The sequence below is a fragment of the Arthrobacter sp. 05T45 genome (assembly GCF_056395875.1).
Map to the genome: position 1 here is coordinate 25525 of NZ_JBFTKI010000016.1, position 17763 is coordinate 43287.

Below are 17763 nucleotides of genomic sequence, written 5' to 3' on the forward strand. Positions count from 1 at the left end.
GCCGATGCCCACACCGCTCAACCAGGCCCTGGCCGACTCTGCGCTTCTCACCAAATCCCTCCCGCTGGGCCTGCTCCGCGCTTTCGTGCAGACCAACGCGGCCGACGACGGGCTCACGCCGCAACTGCTGGCTGAGCTCAAGATCCTGGCCCGCACTCCTGGGCTGCTCGTGGCCTGCAACTACGGCGGCACGCTGTGCGCGGCAGAAGGCATTTCCACCGAGACCCTGCCGCTGGGCAGCGCGGCGATCGCGTTGAGGGCCCTGGCAGCCCTCCCGAACACGCACGCGGCTGTCATCTCCGGGCGGTCGCTGCGGGATCTGGCCGCCGTCTCACGGCTCCCCGCGGAGGTGCACCTGGTCGGCTCACACGGCGCGGAGTTCGACATGGGCTACGCCCACGGGCTGTCCCTCGCCACCGAATCAGTGCTGCAGCAGGCCAGCCAGGCACTCGCCGAAACCGTGGGCGCCTACCGGGGCATCAGCATTGAGCGCAAGCCGGTCGCCGTATCGGTGCACACCCGCCCGGCCGGCCCGGACATCGTCGCACTGGCCACCTCGAAGGCGGAGGAGATCGCCCGGGCGCACGGGCTGCATTTCGTCGTGGACGGCTCGGTGCTGGATCTCTCCGTGGTGGAACCGTCCAAGGCCTCCGCGCTGGAGCACCTGCGCTCCATGCTCGGCGTGAGTGCCGCCCTCTACGCAGGCGACGCCTCCAGCGATGAGCTGGCCATGGCGACGCTGCGCGGGCCGGACATGGCGCTGCGCGTGGGGGAGGGGCCCAGCGTGGCAGCCCACACGCTCCGGGACCCGGAGTCGTTCGCCCGCGTCCTGGCGATCCTGTTCGAACTGCGGCGGGCGTGGCTGTTCGGCGAGGATGCCGTGGGGCTGGAGCGGCACTCCATGATCGGCAACGGCTCGTCCACCGCCCTGATCACCCCGGACGCGAAGATCTGCTGGATGAGCCACCCGCTGCCGGACAGCGGGTCGCTGTTTGCACATCTGCTCGGCGGCGATGCGGCGGGGCACTTCTCCGTGGAACCGGCGAAGGCCTCGCAGGTCCTGGGCCAGCGCTACGTGGACAGCACCATGATCGTCGAAACCCGCTGGGCCGACGTCACCGTGACGGACTACCTGGAGCCGGCCCCGGACGGCATCACCAGCCTGGTCCGGGTGCTGTCCGGCACCGGCACGGCCCGGGTCGTCTTCGCCCCGCGGCCGGACTACGCGAATGCCCCGTTCAGCATGGAGGCGCGAGGAACTGAACTGCACGTCGTGGGAACCGCGGATCCGATCATTCTCCGGGCTCCCGGCGTGGCCTTTGCCATCACCTCCGACGGCCGGCACGCCACGGCCACGGGCGACGTCGATCTGCGGGACGGACCGGTGGTCCTCAACCTGCGCTGCGGCGACACGGAACCTCAGCCCGCGATGCCGGATGATGAGACCGGGCGCCGCGCCGCCGTCGCCCATCACTCCCGGCGCTGGGTCAACGAACTGCAACTGCCCGGCGTGAAGCCGTCGCTGGTCCGTCGGTCCGCGCTGGTGCTCCGGGCGCTGGTCCATGAACCCACCGGCGCTGTGCTGGCCGCGCCCACCACGTCTCTGCCGGAGGGAATCGGCGGCACCCGCAACTGGGACTACCGGTATTGCTGGCTGCGGGACGGGTCCATGACCGTCAACGCGCTCGTGGACCTGGGCTCCACGGCCGAGGCCGAGGGATTCCTGGCGTGGCTGGGCCGGATCCTGGCCCACGCCCCGGGTCCGGAGTGGCTCCATCCGCTCTACTCCGTGACCGGGGCGCCGCTGTCCACCGAGGCCATCATCGAGAGCCTGCCCGGCTACGCGGGATCCCGCCCGGTGCGGATCGGGAACGCCGCCGACCACCAGGTGCAGCTGGACGTGTTCGGCCCGATCGCCGAGCTGATCCACGCCCTCAGCGCCCGCCAGGGCATGCTCTCCGACGGGCACTGGGACCTGCTGGTCCAGATGGCCGCCGCCGTGCTGGCCCGCTGGCACGAGGCCGACCATGGCATCTGGGAGGCCAGGCGGGCGCCGCGGCACCATGTCTACACGAAGGTGATGTGCTGGGTGGCGCTCGACCGGGCGCTGCGCACGGCCGTCCGGCATGGCCGGGAACCGCTGCCGGCCTGGGAGCCCACGGCGGCGAAGATCCGGGAGGAAGTCCTGCGCGAGGGCTGGGACGAGTCGGCGTCCTCCTACACCGTGGCGTACGACAGCCCGGACCTGGACGCAGCCGTGCTGCACATCGGTCTCTCCGGCCTGCTGGACGTCAACGACCCCCGGTTCCTGGCCACCGTCACGGCGGTGGAGCGGGAACTGCGGGTGGGGCCCACCGTTTTCCGCTACAGGTACGACGACGGACTGCCGGGCCTGGAGGGCGGCTTCCACATCTGCACCACCTGGCTGATCGAGGCCTACATCGCCGTGGGCCGGATCGAGGAGGCCTGGGACCTCTTTGACCAGCTGGTGAACCTGTTCGGTCCCACGGGGCTGCTGCCCGAGGAATACGACCCCGGCACGGAAACCCACCTGGGCAACCATCCCCAGGCGTATTCGCACCTGGGCTTCATCCGCTGCGCCCGGCTCCTGCACGAGCACCAGAAGAACTGACCACCCGACCCGGGGACGGGCCGGCCGCCGCTATTCGCAGCCGACGCCGTCCCCGTCCCGGTCCAGCCTGCGGCTGTACCCCGGCTGGCCGACGCGGATGGGCGCCGCGCCGGCCGCACGGACCGCGGCACAGTTCGCGTACGCCACGCCGGCCGCCGTTGCCGGTGCGGGCGCGGGTGCTGGCGCAGGCGCTGGCGCGGGTGCTGCTTGGGCCGGAGCGGCTGCCGGCTGGGTGGCGGGGGCCAGGGCGTTCGGGCAGTTCGACAGGACCCGGGCCATGGCGTCGTGCTCGGCCTGGGTCACCCAGAGCCCATAGCTGGATTTCACCGAAATCTGGCGGGCGACGTAGTTGCAGCGGTAGGACTTGTTCGGCGGCAGCCAGGTGGCGGCGTCGCCGTCGCTCTTGCTCTGGTTGGCCGGGCCGTCCACCGCCAGCAGGTTCAGGGGATCGTTGGCGAAGGCCAGCCGCCGTGCCGGGCTGAGCTGCTGCGCGCCCTTCTGCCAGGCGTCGCTGAGGGCCACGACGTGGTCGATCTGGACGGCGGTGCTGGTGGCATTGCCGCGCAGGAAGTGGATGGCGACGGCCGTGTAGGGGTCGGCCAGGACGCCGGAGAGCACCACGCAGTCCCGCGTCCCGGGCCGGAGCGCGACAGAAGTAAGGTCGCGGCGGAGCACGTCGTTGCGGGTATCGCAGCCATTGTGATCAACGTCGGACCAGGCCGGGCCGAACTGGTCGCGGGAATAGCCCGTCTTGGGGGCGCGGCCCTTGACGGGCAGCGTGGCCAGTACCGCGAGGGCCTTGCCCGCCAATGCCGGCTGCCGGGGCGCGGCGGCCGCAACATCGGCGCCGGCAACTTCGATGCCTGAAGCTTCGGCACTGGGAACTTCGGCACCGGGAACTTCGACACCGGGGGTGGCGTCCGGATCCAGCGGAGCGCTGTCCGTGCCGGCTGACGCAGTGGCGGGGGTAGCCGTGACGACGGGGAGGACGCCGTTGCCGGCGGCCGGGGGAACAGTACCCGGGCCGGAGCACGCTGACGTCGCCACCAGCAACAGGCCCGCCACCCCTCGCGCGATCCAGTCGACCGCACCGATCCTCGGGCTGCGGGCGCTCATGCCTTGGGCGCCGCTGGACTGGTTGTCGCTGGACTGGATGCTGCCTGATCGCGTGCTGAGCAATTTTCCCCCACCTCATGCTGGCGCGCCGGGTATCCGGGCGCATAAGACCGGCCCCAGCCTACCGGCCCACACGGCAACGCGGGGTCACATCACGCCCATGCCGGGCCCCACCATGGGCGCTATGTGACCCCGCGTTGGCTCTCCGACGGAGTCAGCGGACCCCGGGGCGGGAGGCCGAGAAGAGAGCCGGCGCTCCGCCGTCGCCGGTCGCGAGGTCGGCCAGGATCCTGCCCACGACCGGCGTGAACTTGAAGCCGTGCCCGGAGAAGCCGGCGCCGATGACAACCGGCCCGATCCGGTCCAGGACAAAGTTCTCATCAACGGTGGTCGTGTAGGTGCAGCTGATGTCGGTGAGGGAGTCGGCGTCGACCCCGGGCAGCCAGTCCCGGGCGTAGCGCTGCAGGGCCGCCCGCTGCTCGGGCTCCGGCGCGAAGCTCCGCCGGTCCGGGTTCACCACCGGGCCCACCCCGTGCCATCCGGCCTTGATCCCCTCGCCCGGTGTTTGCATGCCGTAGACCGGCGAACGCCAGTACGCGTACGCGTCCCCGTGGCCGGGCATGTGGTTGAACCCCGGCCACTGGGCGCCCTCATCGGTGATGGCGAAGTGTGCGGGTTGTTCCTGCGTGACCGTCAGCCGGGGCAGGGGCGCGACCCCGGAGAGCAGTTTCGTGGTCCAGCCGCCGGCGGTGACCACTGCCTGCCTTGCGGTGAGCACCTCGCTGCGGCCCCCGGCCTCGAGCGTGAGCCGGACGCCGTCGTCGAGGACATTCAACTCGAGGACCTTCACATGATGGCGGATCCCGGCGCCGAGCCCGGCGGCGAGCCGCTGCAGCGCCGGCAGTGCGGCGTCCGGGTTCAACTGGCCGCCATCCGCCATGTGCAGCACGCGCGTATCGAAACGGATGCCCCGCCAGCGCCCGGAGGCTTCCCCGGCGGAGAGGAACTCCGCCCGGAGCCCGGCGGCAAGCAGCGCGTTCCGGATCTCGGGCAACCGCGGATCGGGGCCGTGGTTTACGACGCCGGTGCGCGCCAGCAGCCGCTCGCCGGCGTCCGCTTCGAGCTCCCGCCACAGCCCGGCCGCCTCTGCCAGCATGGCGACGTAGTCCGGATCCGCGTAGCCGGGGTTGAAGTTCCGGGTTGTGCCGTGGGAGGCACCGTTGCGGTGGCCGGGACCGAACTGCTCCAGCAGGGTCACCTCCCGGCCGCGCCGGGCCAGCGCCCACGCGGCGGCCGAGCCCATCGCGCCGCCGCCGATGACCACAGTGTCCAGGGTTGTTTTCAAGGGTCCTCCTCCGGGTTTGGTGCCGGTCCGCCGATCCCGTTCAGCCGGGCCCGGCTGCCCGGCGAGGTCAGGCCAGCAGCAGGGCCACGCCGATCATGGCGGGCACAGCTACCACCGTAGTGATCAGCACGGTGTCCCGGGCTACCGTTACGCCGGTGCGGTAACGGCTGGCCGCGACAAACACGTTTTGGGCGGTGGGCAGGGCGGCCGTGACGACGGCGGCAAAGAGCGCCTGTTCCTGCATGCCGAGGACAAAATGGGCAAACAGGTAGGCCACCAGCGGGTGGACAACGAGCTTGAAGAAGCTCGCCAGCAGGGCGTCCAGCCGGCGTCCGGCGGCCGCCTGCAGCGGCTTGGAACCGTTCAGGCTCATGCCGAAGGCGATCAGCATGGCCGGGATCGCGGCCCCGCCAATCAAGTGGATGGGCTCCAGGATCAGCGGCGGTACCGTCCAGCCGGTTGCGGCCACCAGGAGCCCGAGTCCGGTGCCCACGATCATCGGGTTGCGCAGGATCATGAGCACGAAACTCAGGGGCGTGGTGCGGTGCGAGCTGGTGGTGGCGTCCAACGCCATGAGGAACAACGGAGTGAAGAAAGCCAGCTGGAAGATCAGCAGGGGTGCCACATAACTGGCATCACCGAGCACGAAGACGGCTATGGGAATGCCGAGGTTGGCCGAGTTGGCCAGCGACGAGCTCATGGAGGAGATGAGGGCTTCCGGCAGGGACCGCTTGAGCGCGAAGCGCACAATGCCAAAGAACAGGACCGCCGTGGTCACCGCCCCGACTGCCGTCACGAGAAGCGGCGCGGCAAAGACGTCGTGGAGTTTCGCCTTGCTGAGGGTCTCGAACAGCAGGGCGGGGCTGGCCACAAAAAAAGTCAGGGCGCTCAGGACGGGGCGGGCGTTCTCGCCCAGGATATTGCGCCGGCCCACGAACATGCCGACCAGGATGATGGCCCAGACGACAAAGAATCCCGCCAGTACCCCTAGCACGCGGTTCTCCGCAGCGGGGCGGGTGGGCGGCGGGTGATGGTCACCCGTCCAGAGTAATCAGCTTTATTCCGCGGGCTGTCCTATTACGCCCGACGGCGCGCTGCTTACGCCCGACGGCGCGCTGCCGCTAGTTGAGCGCGGCGTTGTTCAGCGAGTGCGGCGGACGCATGAGCCCGGGTGTCATGCCCTCGGCGGGGTCGTTGCCGATCTGGACAATCTTGTTGTCCTGGTCAACGTGGACCACCTTGGGGTTGTACGCCTTGGCCTCTTCCGTGGTCATCTGGGCGTAGGTGATGAGGATGACGATGTCGTTCTCATGCATCAGGTGGGCGGCGGCGCCGTTGATGCCGATCACGCCGGAACCGCGCTCGCCGGCAATCGTGTATGTCTCGAGCCGGGCGCCGTTGGTGACATCGACAATTGCCACGAGCTCCCCGGGCAGGATGTCGGCCGCCTCCAGCAGATCCAGGTCCACGGTGACGGATCCGACATAGTGCAGGTCCGCGTGCGTGACCGTCGCGCGGTGGATCTTGGATTTGAATATTGTGCGATTCATAACGACATCAGTCTAACGCGGGGCCACCGCCCGCGCTGTGGCCCACTGCACATGCCGCGGGCCGTTACGCGCACGGTTCCACATGCCGGACGTCACGCGGGCCGGTCCACGGGAGCCGGACCGAGGACGCCCGCGGCCGCCGCCGGCACGATGGATGCCGCCGTCACCGCCAGGATTTCCCGGGCCGCCAGCAGTGCGGGCCGCCTGGCGCTCGAGCGCCGCACCGAGGTGAACACCGTACGGTGCGGATCCCCGGGCAGGTCCAGGAGTTGCGCGCTGGTGCCGCGGCCGGTCCACACGAGGTCGGGCATCAGGGCCACCGCATTTCCGGATTCGATCAGCCGGATCTGGGCCTGCAGGTCGGCGGTTTCAAAGCGGACGTCGGGCTCAAACCCGGCGCTCCGGCAGGCCTGCTCGGCCCAGTGCCGGGAGGCCGCTCCGCGGGGTTCCATCACCCAGGCCAGCCCTGCGGTATCGGCCAGCGTCCTGATGGGACCGCGGTCCGGCGAGGGGGGCGGAACGGCGAGTCGGATGGCGTCGCGGGTCAGGGCCACGCGGTCCAGTTCGGCGTAGTGCGGGGCGGCATGGCCCGGGTACTGCTCGGCGATCACGAGGTCGAAGTCGCGGGCCCACGTCTCGTGCAGGGCCGTCTCCGGTTCCCGCTGGGTCATTTCGACGCGGACTTCCGGGTAGCTGGCGGTCATTCTGGTCAGGGTGTCCGGCATGAGCGCCAGCGCGGCAGACTGGAACACCGCAATCCGCACGGTGCCGGTGACCGTGGTCAGCGACGCGGCCAGGTCCGCCTCCGCCTGCTCGAGGGTCTCCAGGAGCTGGGAGGTGTGGGCCACCAGGACTTCGGCCTGCGGGGTCAGCTGCACCCGGCGCCCGGTCTTGCGGAGGAGCTCCACCCCTGCCTCCTTCTCAAGGAGGGCCAGTTGTTGCGAGACTGACGACGGGCTGTACTGAAGCGCTTCGGCCACTTCGGCCAAAGTGCCCCGGATCTTCAGTTCGCGCAACAGTCGCAAACGCCGGACGTCGAGCATCTCTATTCCTTTGTGAATCCTGACGGTTATTCATTAAGAGAATTCACTTTATCTAATGCAACCGGGCTTGCATACTGTTCTCACTCGATAAGCCCCATCACAGGGTGGAGTGATGGGCACCGCACCTAAGCAGGAGGCCCTCATGGCTACACGGGATTTGTCACAGTCGATCATGCGGCGCAAGCCCATCGACGACATCGAGGAAGAAAACAAACACAGCGGTCTGCACAGGAGCCTGGGGCTCTGGCAGTTGACGGCCATCGGCGTCGGCGGCATTATCGGCGTCGGCATCTTCTCCTTGGCGGGCCTTGTGGCCCACGGCAGCGAGTCCGAGCCCGGAGTCGGACCGGCCGTGCTCATCTCCTTCCTGATCGCCGGCCTGGCATCCGCCGCCGCGGCGCTGTCCTACGCGGAGTTCGCAGGAATGATCCCGCGGGCGGGCTCGGCCTACACCTACGGCTACGTTGCCCTCGGCGAGATCATCGGCTGGTTTATCGGCTGGGACCTGCTGCTGGAGTACATCGCCATCGTGGCCGTGGTGGCCATCGGCATCTCGGGCTACTTCGATGCTGCTCTTTCCGGCATCGGCATCCATATGCCCGACTGGATGACCTCGACGCCGGACGAGGGCACGGGAGGCATCATCAACCTTCCTGCGATCCTCGTCTGCCTGCTCGTGACCTGGATCCTCTCCCGCGGCACCAAGACCTTCGGCCGCTTCGAGCTGATCGCCGTCGGCATCAAGGTGGTGCTGATCCTGTTCATCATCGGCCTGGGCATCTTCTACATCAACACCAACAACTACAACCCGTTCTTCCCCAGCGGCTTCGGTCCCGTGGTGGCCGGCTCCGCCACAGTGTTCTTCGCGGTGTTCGGCTATGACGCCATGAGTACCGCGGCGGAGGAGGCCACCGACGGCAAGAAGCACATGCCGAAGGCGATCATCCTCTCGCTGGTCATTGCCATGCTGCTCTATGCGGCCGCCACCCTGGTGCTCACCGGAATGCAGAACTTCACGGAGATCGACCCCAAGGCCGGCTTCGCCTCCGCCTTCAACAGCGTTGGCCTTCCGGTGATCGCGACGATCATCTCCGTGTTCGCCGTCCTGTCCATCCTCACGGTGATGCTGACCTTCCTCCTCGGCGTCACCCGCGTCTGGTTCTCGATGAGCCGCGACGGGCTGCTGCCCGGCTGGTTCTCGAAGACGGACAAGAACGGCACGCCGCAGCGCGTGACCTGGATCGCCGGCGCCGGGGCCGCAGTCCTGGCCGGCATTCTCCCGATCAAGGCCGTGGCAGACCTGACCAACATCGGCATCCTGGCTGCGTTCGTCGTCGTGTGCCTGTCGGTGATCGTGTTCCGCTACAAGAAGCCGGACGCCCCGCGGACGTTCCGGCTGCCGCTGATGCCCGTGGTTCCGGCGTTCGGCGTGTTTGCCTCGCTCTTCCTGATGTTCCAGCTGCACTGGGAGACCTGGCTGCGGTTCGTCGTCTGGCTCATCGTCGGCCTGATCATCTACTTCACGTACGGCCGCAGGCACTCGCTGATGAACCCGGACAGCCCGCGGCACGAGGAGATCGTGGAGATGCACCGCCCCCTGACCTAGCCACCCCACCCCCCGTTGCGCTATCACTTCTGGCTCCCATTCCCGGCTCTTCCCGGGGTTTAAGGCCCGGAAGTGATAGCGCAACGGGTTTTTAAGCGGCAGGGGTGGTTCCCGAACGTTCGGGCGGGAACCGGAAGCGTCGGTTTTTCTAACCGGTATTGCTCAGAAAACTTCGCTTTATCTTATGAAAATCCGGTCGCATACTGTTTCGTAAGAGGTCCACATTTTGAGAAAGAACGTGTTTCAGCCATGACCAACATCTCCACGGAGCCCGGCGCCACCACCGGAAACGCCGCAGGCAACGACGCCACGCACGCCGCCGTTTCGGAAGGCTCGACGGTCCTTGAGGCCGCAGCCCTCGCCGAGGACACCATCGCGCTGGTGCGCCGCTGGCTCACCGAGGCTGCAAAGGTGCCCGTCGACGCCTCGGCCGAGCAGCTCGCCGGGGTCCTGAAGGACCCCAACGGCCTGGACTTCACCGTCGGGTTCGTCGACGGCGTCGTCCGTCCCGAAGACCTGCAGGTCGCCGCCCGCAACCTCGCCGCACTGGCCCCCAAGGTCCCGGCCTTCCTGCCCTGGTACATGCGCAGCGCGGTCCGCCTCGGCGGCACCATGGCCCCGGTCCTGCCCCAGGTGGTCATACCGGTTGCCCGCCGGGTGCTGCGTGAAATGGTCGGCCACCTCATTGTCGACGCCACCGACGCCAAGCTCGGCCCGGCCATCGCCAAGATCCGCAAAGACGGCATCAAGCTCAACGTCAACCTTCTCGGCGAGGCCGTGCTCGGCGAACACGAGGCCTCCCGCCGGCTCGAGGGCACGCACACCCTGCTGTCCCGGCCCGACGTCGACTACGTCTCGATCAAGGTCTCCTCCACGGTGGCCCCGCACTCCGCCTGGGCCTTCGACGAGGCCGTGGAGCATGTCGTGGAGAAGCTCACCCCGCTCTTCGCCCGCGCCGCCTCCTACGCGTCCACTGGCCAGAAAGCCAAGTTCATCAACCTGGACATGGAGGAATACAAGGACCTGGACATGACCATCGCGGTCTTCACCCGGATCCTGGACAAGCCCGAGTTCAAGAACCTGGAGGCCGGCATCGTGCTCCAGGCCTACCTCCCGGATGCCCTGTCCGCCATGATCCGCCTGCAGGACTGGGCCGCCGCCCGCCGCGCCGACGGCGGCGCCGCCATCAAGGTCCGCGTCGTCAAGGGCGCCAACCTGCCGATGGAGCAGGTCGAGGCCTCCCTGCATGACTGGCCGCTCGCCACCTGGGGCACCAAGCAGGACTCGGACACCAACTACAAGCGCGTCATCAACTACTCGCTGCACCCGGACCGGATCCGCAACATCCGGATCGGCGTCGCCGGCCACAACCTCTTCGACATCGCTTTCGCCTGGCTCCTGGCCAAGCAGCGCGGCATCGCGGATACCGCACCGCAGAGTATCGAATTCGAGATGCTGCTCGGCATGGCCCAGGGCCAGGCCGAAGCCGTCAAGAAGGACGTCGGCTCCCTCCTGCTCTACACTCCCGTGGTCCACCCTGCCGAGTTCGACGTCGCGATCGCCTACCTGATCCGCCGCCTCGAAGAGGGCGCCAGCCAGGACAACTTCATGTCCGCCGTGTTCGAACTCAGCGAAAACGAAACGTTGTTTGAGCGCGAGAAGCAGCGCTTCCTCGCCTCGCTGGCCAAGCTCGACGACGAGGTCCCGGGCCCGAACCGGCTGCAGAACCGCGCCCTTCCGGCCGCGCCGCTGCCGCACGACTCGTTCGAGAACACTGCCGACACAGATCCGTCGCTGCCCGCGAACCGCGACTGGGGCCGCGCCATCCTGGGCCGCGTCACGACGTCGACACTGGGCAACTCCTCCGTCGAGGCCGCCACGATCAACGATGCCGCGACCCTGAATGCCGTGATCGATACCGCCGTCGAGAAGGGCAAGGCCTGGGGTGCGCTCTCCGGCGCCGAGCGCGCCGAAATCCTGCACCGCGCCGGCGACGTCCTCGAGGCCCGCCGCGCGGACCTTCTTGAGGTCATGGCCTCCGAGACCGGCAAGACGATCGACCAGGGCGATCCGGAGATCAGCGAGGCGGTCGACTTCGCGCACTACTACGCCGAGTCCGCCCGCAAGCTCGACGACGTCGACGGCGCCACCTTCGTCCCGGCCAAGCTCACCGTTGTGACGCCGCCGTGGAACTTCCCGGTCGCCATCCCGGCCGGCTCCACCCTTGCGGCCCTCGCCGCCGGCTCCGCCGTCGTGGTCAAGCCCGCCAAGCAGGCCCGCCGCAGCGGCGCCGTCATGATCGAGGCCCTCTGGGAGGCCGGCGTTCCGCGCGACGTGCTCACCATGGTCCAGTTGGGCGAGCGGGAACTGGGCCAGCAGCTCATTTCCCACCCGGCCGTGGACCGCGTCATCCTGACCGGCGGCTACGAGACCGCCGAGCTGTTCCGCTCGTTCCGCAAGGACCTGCCCCTGCTGGCCGAGACCAGCGGCAAGAACGCCATCATCGTCACCCCGAGCGCGGACCTGGACCTCGCGGCCAAGGACGTCGCGTACTCCGCGTTCGGCCACGCCGGCCAGAAGTGCTCCGCCGCCTCGCTGGTGATCCTCGTCGGCTCCGTGGCGAAGTCGAAGCGCTTCCACAACCAGCTGATCGACGCCGTCACCTCGCTCAAGGTCGGCTACCCGCAGGACCCGGCGAGCCAGATGGGCCCGATCATCGAGCCCGCCAACGGCAAGCTCCTGAACGCCCTCACCACCCTCGGCGAGGGCGAGACCTGGGCCGTCGAGCCGCGGAAGCTCGATGATACGGGCAAACTCTGGAGCCCCGGCGTGCGCTCCGGTGTCCGCCGCGGATCCTACTTCCACCTCACCGAGTTCTTCGGCCCGGTCCTGGGCGTTATGACCGCCGAGACCCTCGAGGAGGCCATCGCGATCCAGAACCAGATCGAATACGGCCTCACCGCGGGCCTGCACTCGCTGAACAGCGAGGAACTGGGGATCTGGCTGGACACCATCCAGGCCGGCAACCTCTACGTCAACCGCGGCATCACCGGCGCGATTGTCCAGCGCCAGCCCTTCGGCGGCTGGAAGAAATCCGCCGTCGGCGCCGGCACCAAGGCCGGCGGCCCGAACTACCTCGTCGGCCTCGGCGAATGGGTCAGCAAGCCCAGCACCGCCGCCGGCACCCCGGGCGCTGCTCCCGCCCACGCCGGCGTCCGCCGGATCGAGGACGCCGCCAAGGGCTTCCTGACCGCCGACGAACTCGCGCCGCTGCAGCGCGCGCTCGCCTCCGACGCCCGCGCCTGGGCCGAAGAGTTCGGCACCGCGAAGGACGTCTCCGGCCTGAGTGCGGAACGCAACGTCTTCCGCTACCGTGCTCTGCCCGTCACGGTCCGCCTCGCGGAAGGCGAGCCGCTTGCCGGCCTCGTCCGGACCGTCGCCGCCGGCGTCCTGGCCGGGTCCGTCCTGACGGTCTCCACCGCCGTCGAACTGCCCGCCCAGCTGCGCGCCGTCCTGTCCGGGCTTGGCATCGCCGCGACTGTTGAGAACGACGCCGAATGGCTCGCTTCCGCCGGCACCCTCGCCGCGGCGGGCAAGCTCTCCGGCGCCCGGATCCGGCTGATTGGCGGGGACGCCAAGGCGCTGGCCGAGGCCACGGGCGGACGCCCGGACCTGGCGGTGTATGTCCACCCCGTCACGGAAGCCGGACGCGTGGAACTGCTGCCGTTCCTGCATGAGCAGGCCATCAGCATCACGGCGCACCGTTTCGGCACGCCCAACCACATCTCGGACGCCCTGATCTAGCCCGGGGCTGCTAGAACCCCGTCTCGGGCGTGCTAAAACCCTGAAACCCAAAAAACACCGCCGCTGTGCAGGCACCATAAGGTGCGGCACGGCGGCGGCGTTTAACGGCGAAGGCGCTAAGTAGAGCCGGGGCTAGCCGAAGTACCAGCCCGGCGGGACCCAGGAAGCGGGGACCGCGTGGGCGGAGAAATCGTCGCAGCCCGAGCAGAAGTAGGTGACCTCGCCGAGCTTGCTGACCGAGCCGTCCCTCCGGTGCGTGGCCGGGACGAAGGTCTCCAGGTAAATGAACTCGTCCGTGCCGCAGCGTTCGCAGTACGGGCTGGCCACATAATCGGACTCTGCGAGGGTAGCCGGGCGGATTCCCCGTTGGCCCGGGGTGGCCGCGTGCTGGGCCGCGGCTGAGTGCTGCATTCCGGCGGTCGAGTGGTGCATGGCCGCTGCGGGGTGGGCCGGCGCGGTTACCTGACGGGCGGACTTTGTCGCGTGGGCGGCGGGGGCGGGCAATCGGGGGTGATTAATGGCTGGCATCAATGGCGGCCTATCCCGAACGTTCCGACGCCAGCCACAGGCGCCAGCGACGGACAGCGTTCGTTTTTCGAATCGTTGTCGTGGGCCACTGCTTGACCTCGAACGGTGGATCTTAAGTAGTGTCAGGATAGATGAAGTACGTGCACGGTTCAATGGTCAAGTAAGTACTGCTCGGGTCCGGGTAGTCCGCCCCGTAGGTACCGTGGCAGGATCAGCGCTGGCTGCGGGACCGCCCGCGCGTCAGGCCGGTCGCTTCAGGGTCCGGCCCACGATCGCCTGCGTGAGGGCATCGATCACCTCGGTATTGGCCAGCGGATTGCGGATGAGCGTGAAATCGACGTCGCCCACCGGCGGCAGATCGAAGCGGCGGGTGATGATTTTCAGATCCTCCGGCACCAGGGAGGAAGGCATTACCGCCACGCCGATGCCGGCCCGGACGGCGGCCAGTACGCCGCTGATCTGGCGCGTGGTGCAGGTGATCCGCCAGGTGCGCCCGGTGGCCTCCAGGGCGTCGATCGCAAGCGTCCGGCTTAGGCTGGGGGAGGGGTAGGCGATCAGCGGGACAGGATCAGCCGGTTCCAGCACGGTCTGCTCCAGGCCGACCCAGGCGAAGGCGTCCTGCTGGACCACGGTTCCGTCCTTGGCCCCGGCCACCCATTTCACAAAGACCAGATCCAGTTGCCCGGCGTTCAGGCGCTTGTAGAGCTGGTCGCTTTGCCCGACCGTCAGCTCGAGGTTGATCTGGGGATAGATCTGCCGGAACTCCCGGAGGATGCGTGGCAGCCCGGTGATGGCGAGATCATCGGCCGTGCCGAAGCGCAGGCGGCCGCGCATGGCGGAGCCGGAGAAATAGCGGGCGGCGGAGTCGTGCGCGGCGAGGATGCTGCGGGCGAAGCCGGCCATGGCATCGCCGTTGTCGGTCAGGCGTACATCCCGGGTATCCCGGGCAATCAGCACCCGCTTGGCGGCGGTCTCCAGCTTGCGGACGTGCTGGCTGACGGTGGGTTGGGCCAGGCCGAGGCGCTCGGCGGCCTTGGTGAAACTCAAGGTTTCGGCCACGGCCAGGAACGAGCGGAGCTGGGCGGGTTCGAACATGGCGGTCTCCGGATCAGGTGCCGCATACCCTGCATTGCGTTTTGTAATGCGAGTTATGCGTGGAATAGGCTTCCATAATCTCTTAGGGCCAGCCTAGCGTTAAGTCCATTCCACTCACCCGCTCTTTTGAGGACTTTTCCGTGGCACCCCCTCCGCCGCTAGAGGCGAACGCAGCTTCCCTGCCGGACACCATCACCCAACCACTCGCCGTCGTCAGCCAGCCTCTGCCTTGGCGCCACACTTTCATTTCGCTCAAGGTCCGCAACTTCCGCATCTTCGCGATCGGGCACTTCGTCGCCGTCATCGCGCTCTGGATGCAGCGGATCGCCCAGGACTGGCTGGTGCTCCAGCTCTCCGGTTCCGTCACCGCCGTCGGCATCACCGTGGCCCTGCAGTTCCTGCCGTCCCTGTTCCTCGGCCCGTGGGCCGGCATGATGGCGGACCGCTTCGCGAAGCGGAAGATCCTCATGCTGTGCCAGTCGGTGGCCGCCGCGTTGGCCGCGGTCCTTGCCGTCCTGGCGCTCAGCCAGCGGATCGAGGTGGGGCACGTCTACGCGATCGCGCTGGTTCTGGGCCTCGTGACCGTGCTGGACCAGCCGGCCCGCCAGGTGTTCGTCAACGAGCTCGTGGGCCCCGGCTATCTGCGAAACGCGATCAGCGTGAACTCCACGATCTTCCAGCTGGGCGGCCTGATCGGTCCTGCGATCGCCGGGATCCTGCTGACCGCCGTGGGGGCCGGCTGGGCCTTTGCCGCCAATGCGGTGGCCTGCTGCTTCACGGTGGCCATGCTCCTGAGCCTGCGCAAGGACCAGCTGCATGTCAGCACCCCGGCCCCCAAGCGCCCGGGCATGCTGCGGGAAGGCCTGGACTATGCGCTCAGCAAGCCCACCATCTACTGGCCCTGGCTGATGGCCGGGTTCATCGCGGTGTTCGCGATGAGCCTGCCGGTGCTGCTGGCCGCTTTCGCGGACCACGTGTACGACGCCGGTGCCGGCGGCTACGGGCTGCTCAACACGCTCGTGGCCCTCGGCGCCCTGGCCGGCGCCATCACGTCGGCCCGGCGGCGCGCCCTGCGGCTGCGCTCCGTGGTGCTGGGCGCCGGGATGTACGGGCTCATGCTGTGCCTGGCTTCCCTGGCACCGTCCATGGCCTGGTTCGGCGCGGCCATGGTGCTGGCCGGATTCTGGTGCCTGATGTTCCTGACCGCCGCGAACCAGCTGGTCCAGGTCAGCGCGAACCTGGCCATCCGCGGGCGGGTCATGAGCCTGTACATCATGGTGCTGATCGGCGGCCAGGCGATCGGCGGCCCGATGATGGGCTGGCTGGCCGAGCACGCGGACCCGCACACCGCCGTCCTCGTCTCCGGCGGCGTCCCGGTGCTGGCTGCCGCGACCGTCGCCGTCGTCCTCGCCCGGCGCGGGCAGCTCATGCTCAAAGTGGACCTGAAGGACCGGCGCCGGCTGCTGCGGATCGTCCGGACCGATTTCCGCACCTAAAAAGGACAGCCGCTACGTGGATCCACGCAGCGGCTGTCCTAATTCGTCGCGGAAACCCCTAGAGCTCCAAGGGGCGGTGCGGGAACTCGGCTTCCCGCTGCTGGAACTGCAGCACATCCGGGTTCAGGACCACGCCGTCGCGGATTTCGATCGCGCGGCGGATGGTCTCGTTTCCCGCCCAGGCTTCGGGGCCGGACACCACGGTCTCGAGGAACGGCAGCAGCGCCTCGCTGATTTCCCAGCTGGCGGAATTCCACAGATAGGACGGGCTGTGGTCCACGGCGTAGTAGTCGATGTGGTCACCCACTTTGAACATCGGCTCGGCGAAGGTGGTGGTTTTCGCCCAGCTGAAGCCCATGCCCTCGTCGCAGGAGACGTCCACGATCAGGCTGCCGGGCCGGAAGGCGGCCAGGTCCCCGGTGCGCAGGTAGGTCAGCGGCGCGTTGGGGTCCTGCAGCGTGCAGTTGACCACGATGTCGCTCGCGGCCAGGAACGGCGCCAGCGGCACGCGCCCGCGCTCGGTGATGACCTCGCTCAGGAACGGCGCCTCGCTGTCATGGTCGAACTGCGCGATGCGTACCGAGTGGATGGGAGAGCCAACGGCGGCAACACCGCGGTTGGTCAGCACCTGCACGTCATGGACGCCGTGGGCATTCAGCGCCGTCACAGCGCCGCGGGCGGTGGCCCCGAAGCCGATCACGACGGCGCTCAGCCGGCGGCCGTAGTCCCCGGTGGAACCGGTCAGCGCCAGGGCATGCAGCACGGAGCAGTAGCCGGCGAGCTCGTTGTTCTTGTGGAAGACATGCAGGCCGAACCCGCCGTCGCTGGCCCAGTGGTTCATGGCCTCGAAGGCGATCAGCGTGAGTTTCTTGTCGATCGCCAGCTGGGTGATGGCCCGGTCCTGGACGCAGTGCGGCCAGCCCCAAAGGACCTGCCCGTCCCGGAGTTCGGCCAGGTCCTCGGGTTGCGGCTTGGGCAGGAGGACGACGTCGGCTTCCGCCAGCAGTTGCTGTCGCGGCGCGATGCGCCCCACGAGGGGTGCGAGCTCGGCGTCGGACCGGCCGAAGCGCTCGCCGTAGCCTTCCTCGAGGATCAACCGGTCCCGGATCTCCGGCGCGATGCGGTCCAGGTGCAGGGGGTGGATCGGGAGGCGCCGCTCGTCCGGTTTGCGTGTGCCGGCGAGGATGCCGAGCGTGAGGTAATTCGGTGAACGGGTCACTTCTTTTTGGGGCTCGCCGTCTTTGCGGCGGTCACTTTATCGAGGGAGCTGGCCGGCGCTGAAGCGGCCCTCTTGTCAGCGCGCTTTTCCTTAATGGATTTGCCGGATTTCTTGGATGCTGCTTGACGGGGGGATTTGTCAGCCATGATTGCTCCTGTAGCGGAACCGAAGAGGTTCCTGACTTCCGACGATACAGGTAGCAACCTAATAGGAGCCCGGGATGCTGTGGGGGCATTTGGAGCGGCTGACGGGAATCGAACCCGCGTATCAAGCTTGGGAAGCTAGCGCTCTACCATTGAGCTACAGCCGCAGTGGGACCGGCCTGAATT

At 68.3% G+C, this 17763-nt stretch carries 13 protein-coding genes and 1 tRNA gene; 4 read left to right on the top strand and 10 right to left on the bottom strand.

What is annotated here, in order from left to right:
• Nucleotides 1-4 precede the first annotated feature (4 nt).
• Entirely contained in the window at nucleotides 5-2632 is a 2628-nt protein-coding gene (locus AC1DGD_RS14820; RefSeq protein ID WP_476857295.1) for a trehalase-like domain-containing protein, read from the top strand.
• A 30-nt stretch (nucleotides 2633-2662) separates the two neighbouring features.
• Here AC1DGD_RS14820 and AC1DGD_RS14825 read toward each other — a convergent pair whose 3' ends face one another.
• The 5 genes from AC1DGD_RS14825 to AC1DGD_RS14845 all read right to left on the bottom strand — a co-directional run bounded on the left by AC1DGD_RS14825 (nucleotide 2663) and on the right by AC1DGD_RS14845 (nucleotide 7686).
• Nucleotides 2663-3811, bottom strand: a complete 1149-nt coding sequence (locus AC1DGD_RS14825) for a GmrSD restriction endonuclease domain-containing protein (RefSeq protein ID WP_476857296.1) — start codon at nucleotides 3809-3811, stop codon at nucleotides 2663-2665.
• A gap of 151 nt (nucleotides 3812-3962) precedes the next feature.
• Complete coding sequence (locus AC1DGD_RS14830; RefSeq protein ID WP_476857297.1) at nucleotides 3963-5093, bottom strand: FAD-dependent oxidoreductase; 1131 nt, start codon at nucleotides 5091-5093, stop codon at nucleotides 3963-3965.
• 67 nt (nucleotides 5094-5160) lie between these two features.
• On the bottom strand, nucleotides 5161-6087 hold the full coding sequence (locus tag AC1DGD_RS14835) for an AEC family transporter (RefSeq protein WP_018774009.1): 927 nt from the start codon (nucleotides 6085-6087) through the stop codon (nucleotides 5161-5163).
• Between the two features lie 127 nt (nucleotides 6088-6214).
• Entirely contained in the window at nucleotides 6215-6643 is a 429-nt protein-coding gene (gene panD, locus AC1DGD_RS14840; RefSeq protein WP_028275366.1) for an aspartate 1-decarboxylase, read from the bottom strand.
• Between the two features lie 92 nt (nucleotides 6644-6735).
• A complete protein-coding gene (locus AC1DGD_RS14845) occupies nucleotides 6736-7686 on the bottom strand; it encodes a LysR family transcriptional regulator (protein WP_476857298.1) in 951 nt (316 codons plus the stop codon).
• Nucleotides 7687-7828: 142 nt separating this feature from the next.
• Here AC1DGD_RS14845 and AC1DGD_RS14850 point away from each other — a divergent pair, with 142 nt between their 5' ends.
• Nucleotides 7829-9292, top strand: coding sequence for an amino acid permease (locus AC1DGD_RS14850; RefSeq protein WP_476857299.1), 1464 nt, complete (start codon nucleotides 7829-7831; stop codon nucleotides 9290-9292).
• Between the two features lie 249 nt (nucleotides 9293-9541).
• Nucleotides 9542-13096 carry a proline dehydrogenase family protein gene (locus tag AC1DGD_RS14855; RefSeq protein ID WP_476857300.1) on the top strand — a complete coding sequence of 1185 codons (3555 nt, stop codon included), beginning with the start codon at nucleotides 9542-9544 and terminating at the stop codon, nucleotides 13094-13096.
• Nucleotides 13097-13228: 132 nt separating this feature from the next.
• Here the strand turns inward: AC1DGD_RS14855 and AC1DGD_RS14860 are convergent, their stop codons facing one another.
• Both AC1DGD_RS14860 and AC1DGD_RS14865 read right to left on the bottom strand, forming a co-directional pair.
• Nucleotides 13229-13624, bottom strand: coding sequence for a hypothetical protein (locus AC1DGD_RS14860; protein WP_476857301.1), 396 nt, complete (start codon nucleotides 13622-13624; stop codon nucleotides 13229-13231).
• Nucleotides 13625-13864: 240 nt separating this feature from the next.
• Entirely contained in the window at nucleotides 13865-14719 is an 855-nt protein-coding gene (locus AC1DGD_RS14865) for a LysR substrate-binding domain-containing protein (protein ID WP_476857302.1), read from the bottom strand.
• Between the two features lie 140 nt (nucleotides 14720-14859).
• Here AC1DGD_RS14865 and AC1DGD_RS14870 point away from each other — a divergent pair, with 140 nt between their 5' ends.
• Nucleotides 14860-16215 (top strand): MFS transporter, encoded by a 1356-nt coding sequence (locus tag AC1DGD_RS14870; protein ID WP_476857303.1) that lies wholly within the window; start codon nucleotides 14860-14862, stop codon nucleotides 16213-16215.
• A gap of 58 nt (nucleotides 16216-16273) precedes the next feature.
• On the opposite strand, the gene AC1DGD_RS14875 is transcribed toward AC1DGD_RS14870, so the two are convergent.
• From AC1DGD_RS14875 to AC1DGD_RS14885, 3 genes are all read right to left on the bottom strand, one after another.
• The gene (locus AC1DGD_RS14875; RefSeq protein WP_476850773.1) at nucleotides 16274-17434 is read right to left on the bottom strand and encodes a N(5)-(carboxyethyl)ornithine synthase; all 1161 of its coding nucleotides are present in this window, start codon (nucleotides 17432-17434) and stop codon (nucleotides 16274-16276) included.
• Entirely contained in the window at nucleotides 17431-17580 is a 150-nt protein-coding gene (locus AC1DGD_RS14880) for a hypothetical protein (protein WP_018774018.1), read from the bottom strand. Before AC1DGD_RS14880 ends, AC1DGD_RS14875 begins: the two co-directional genes overlap by 4 nt.
• A 90-nt stretch (nucleotides 17581-17670) precedes the next feature.
• Nucleotides 17671-17744, bottom strand: a tRNA-Gly gene (locus tag AC1DGD_RS14885).
• Nucleotides 17745-17763 lie beyond the last annotated feature (19 nt).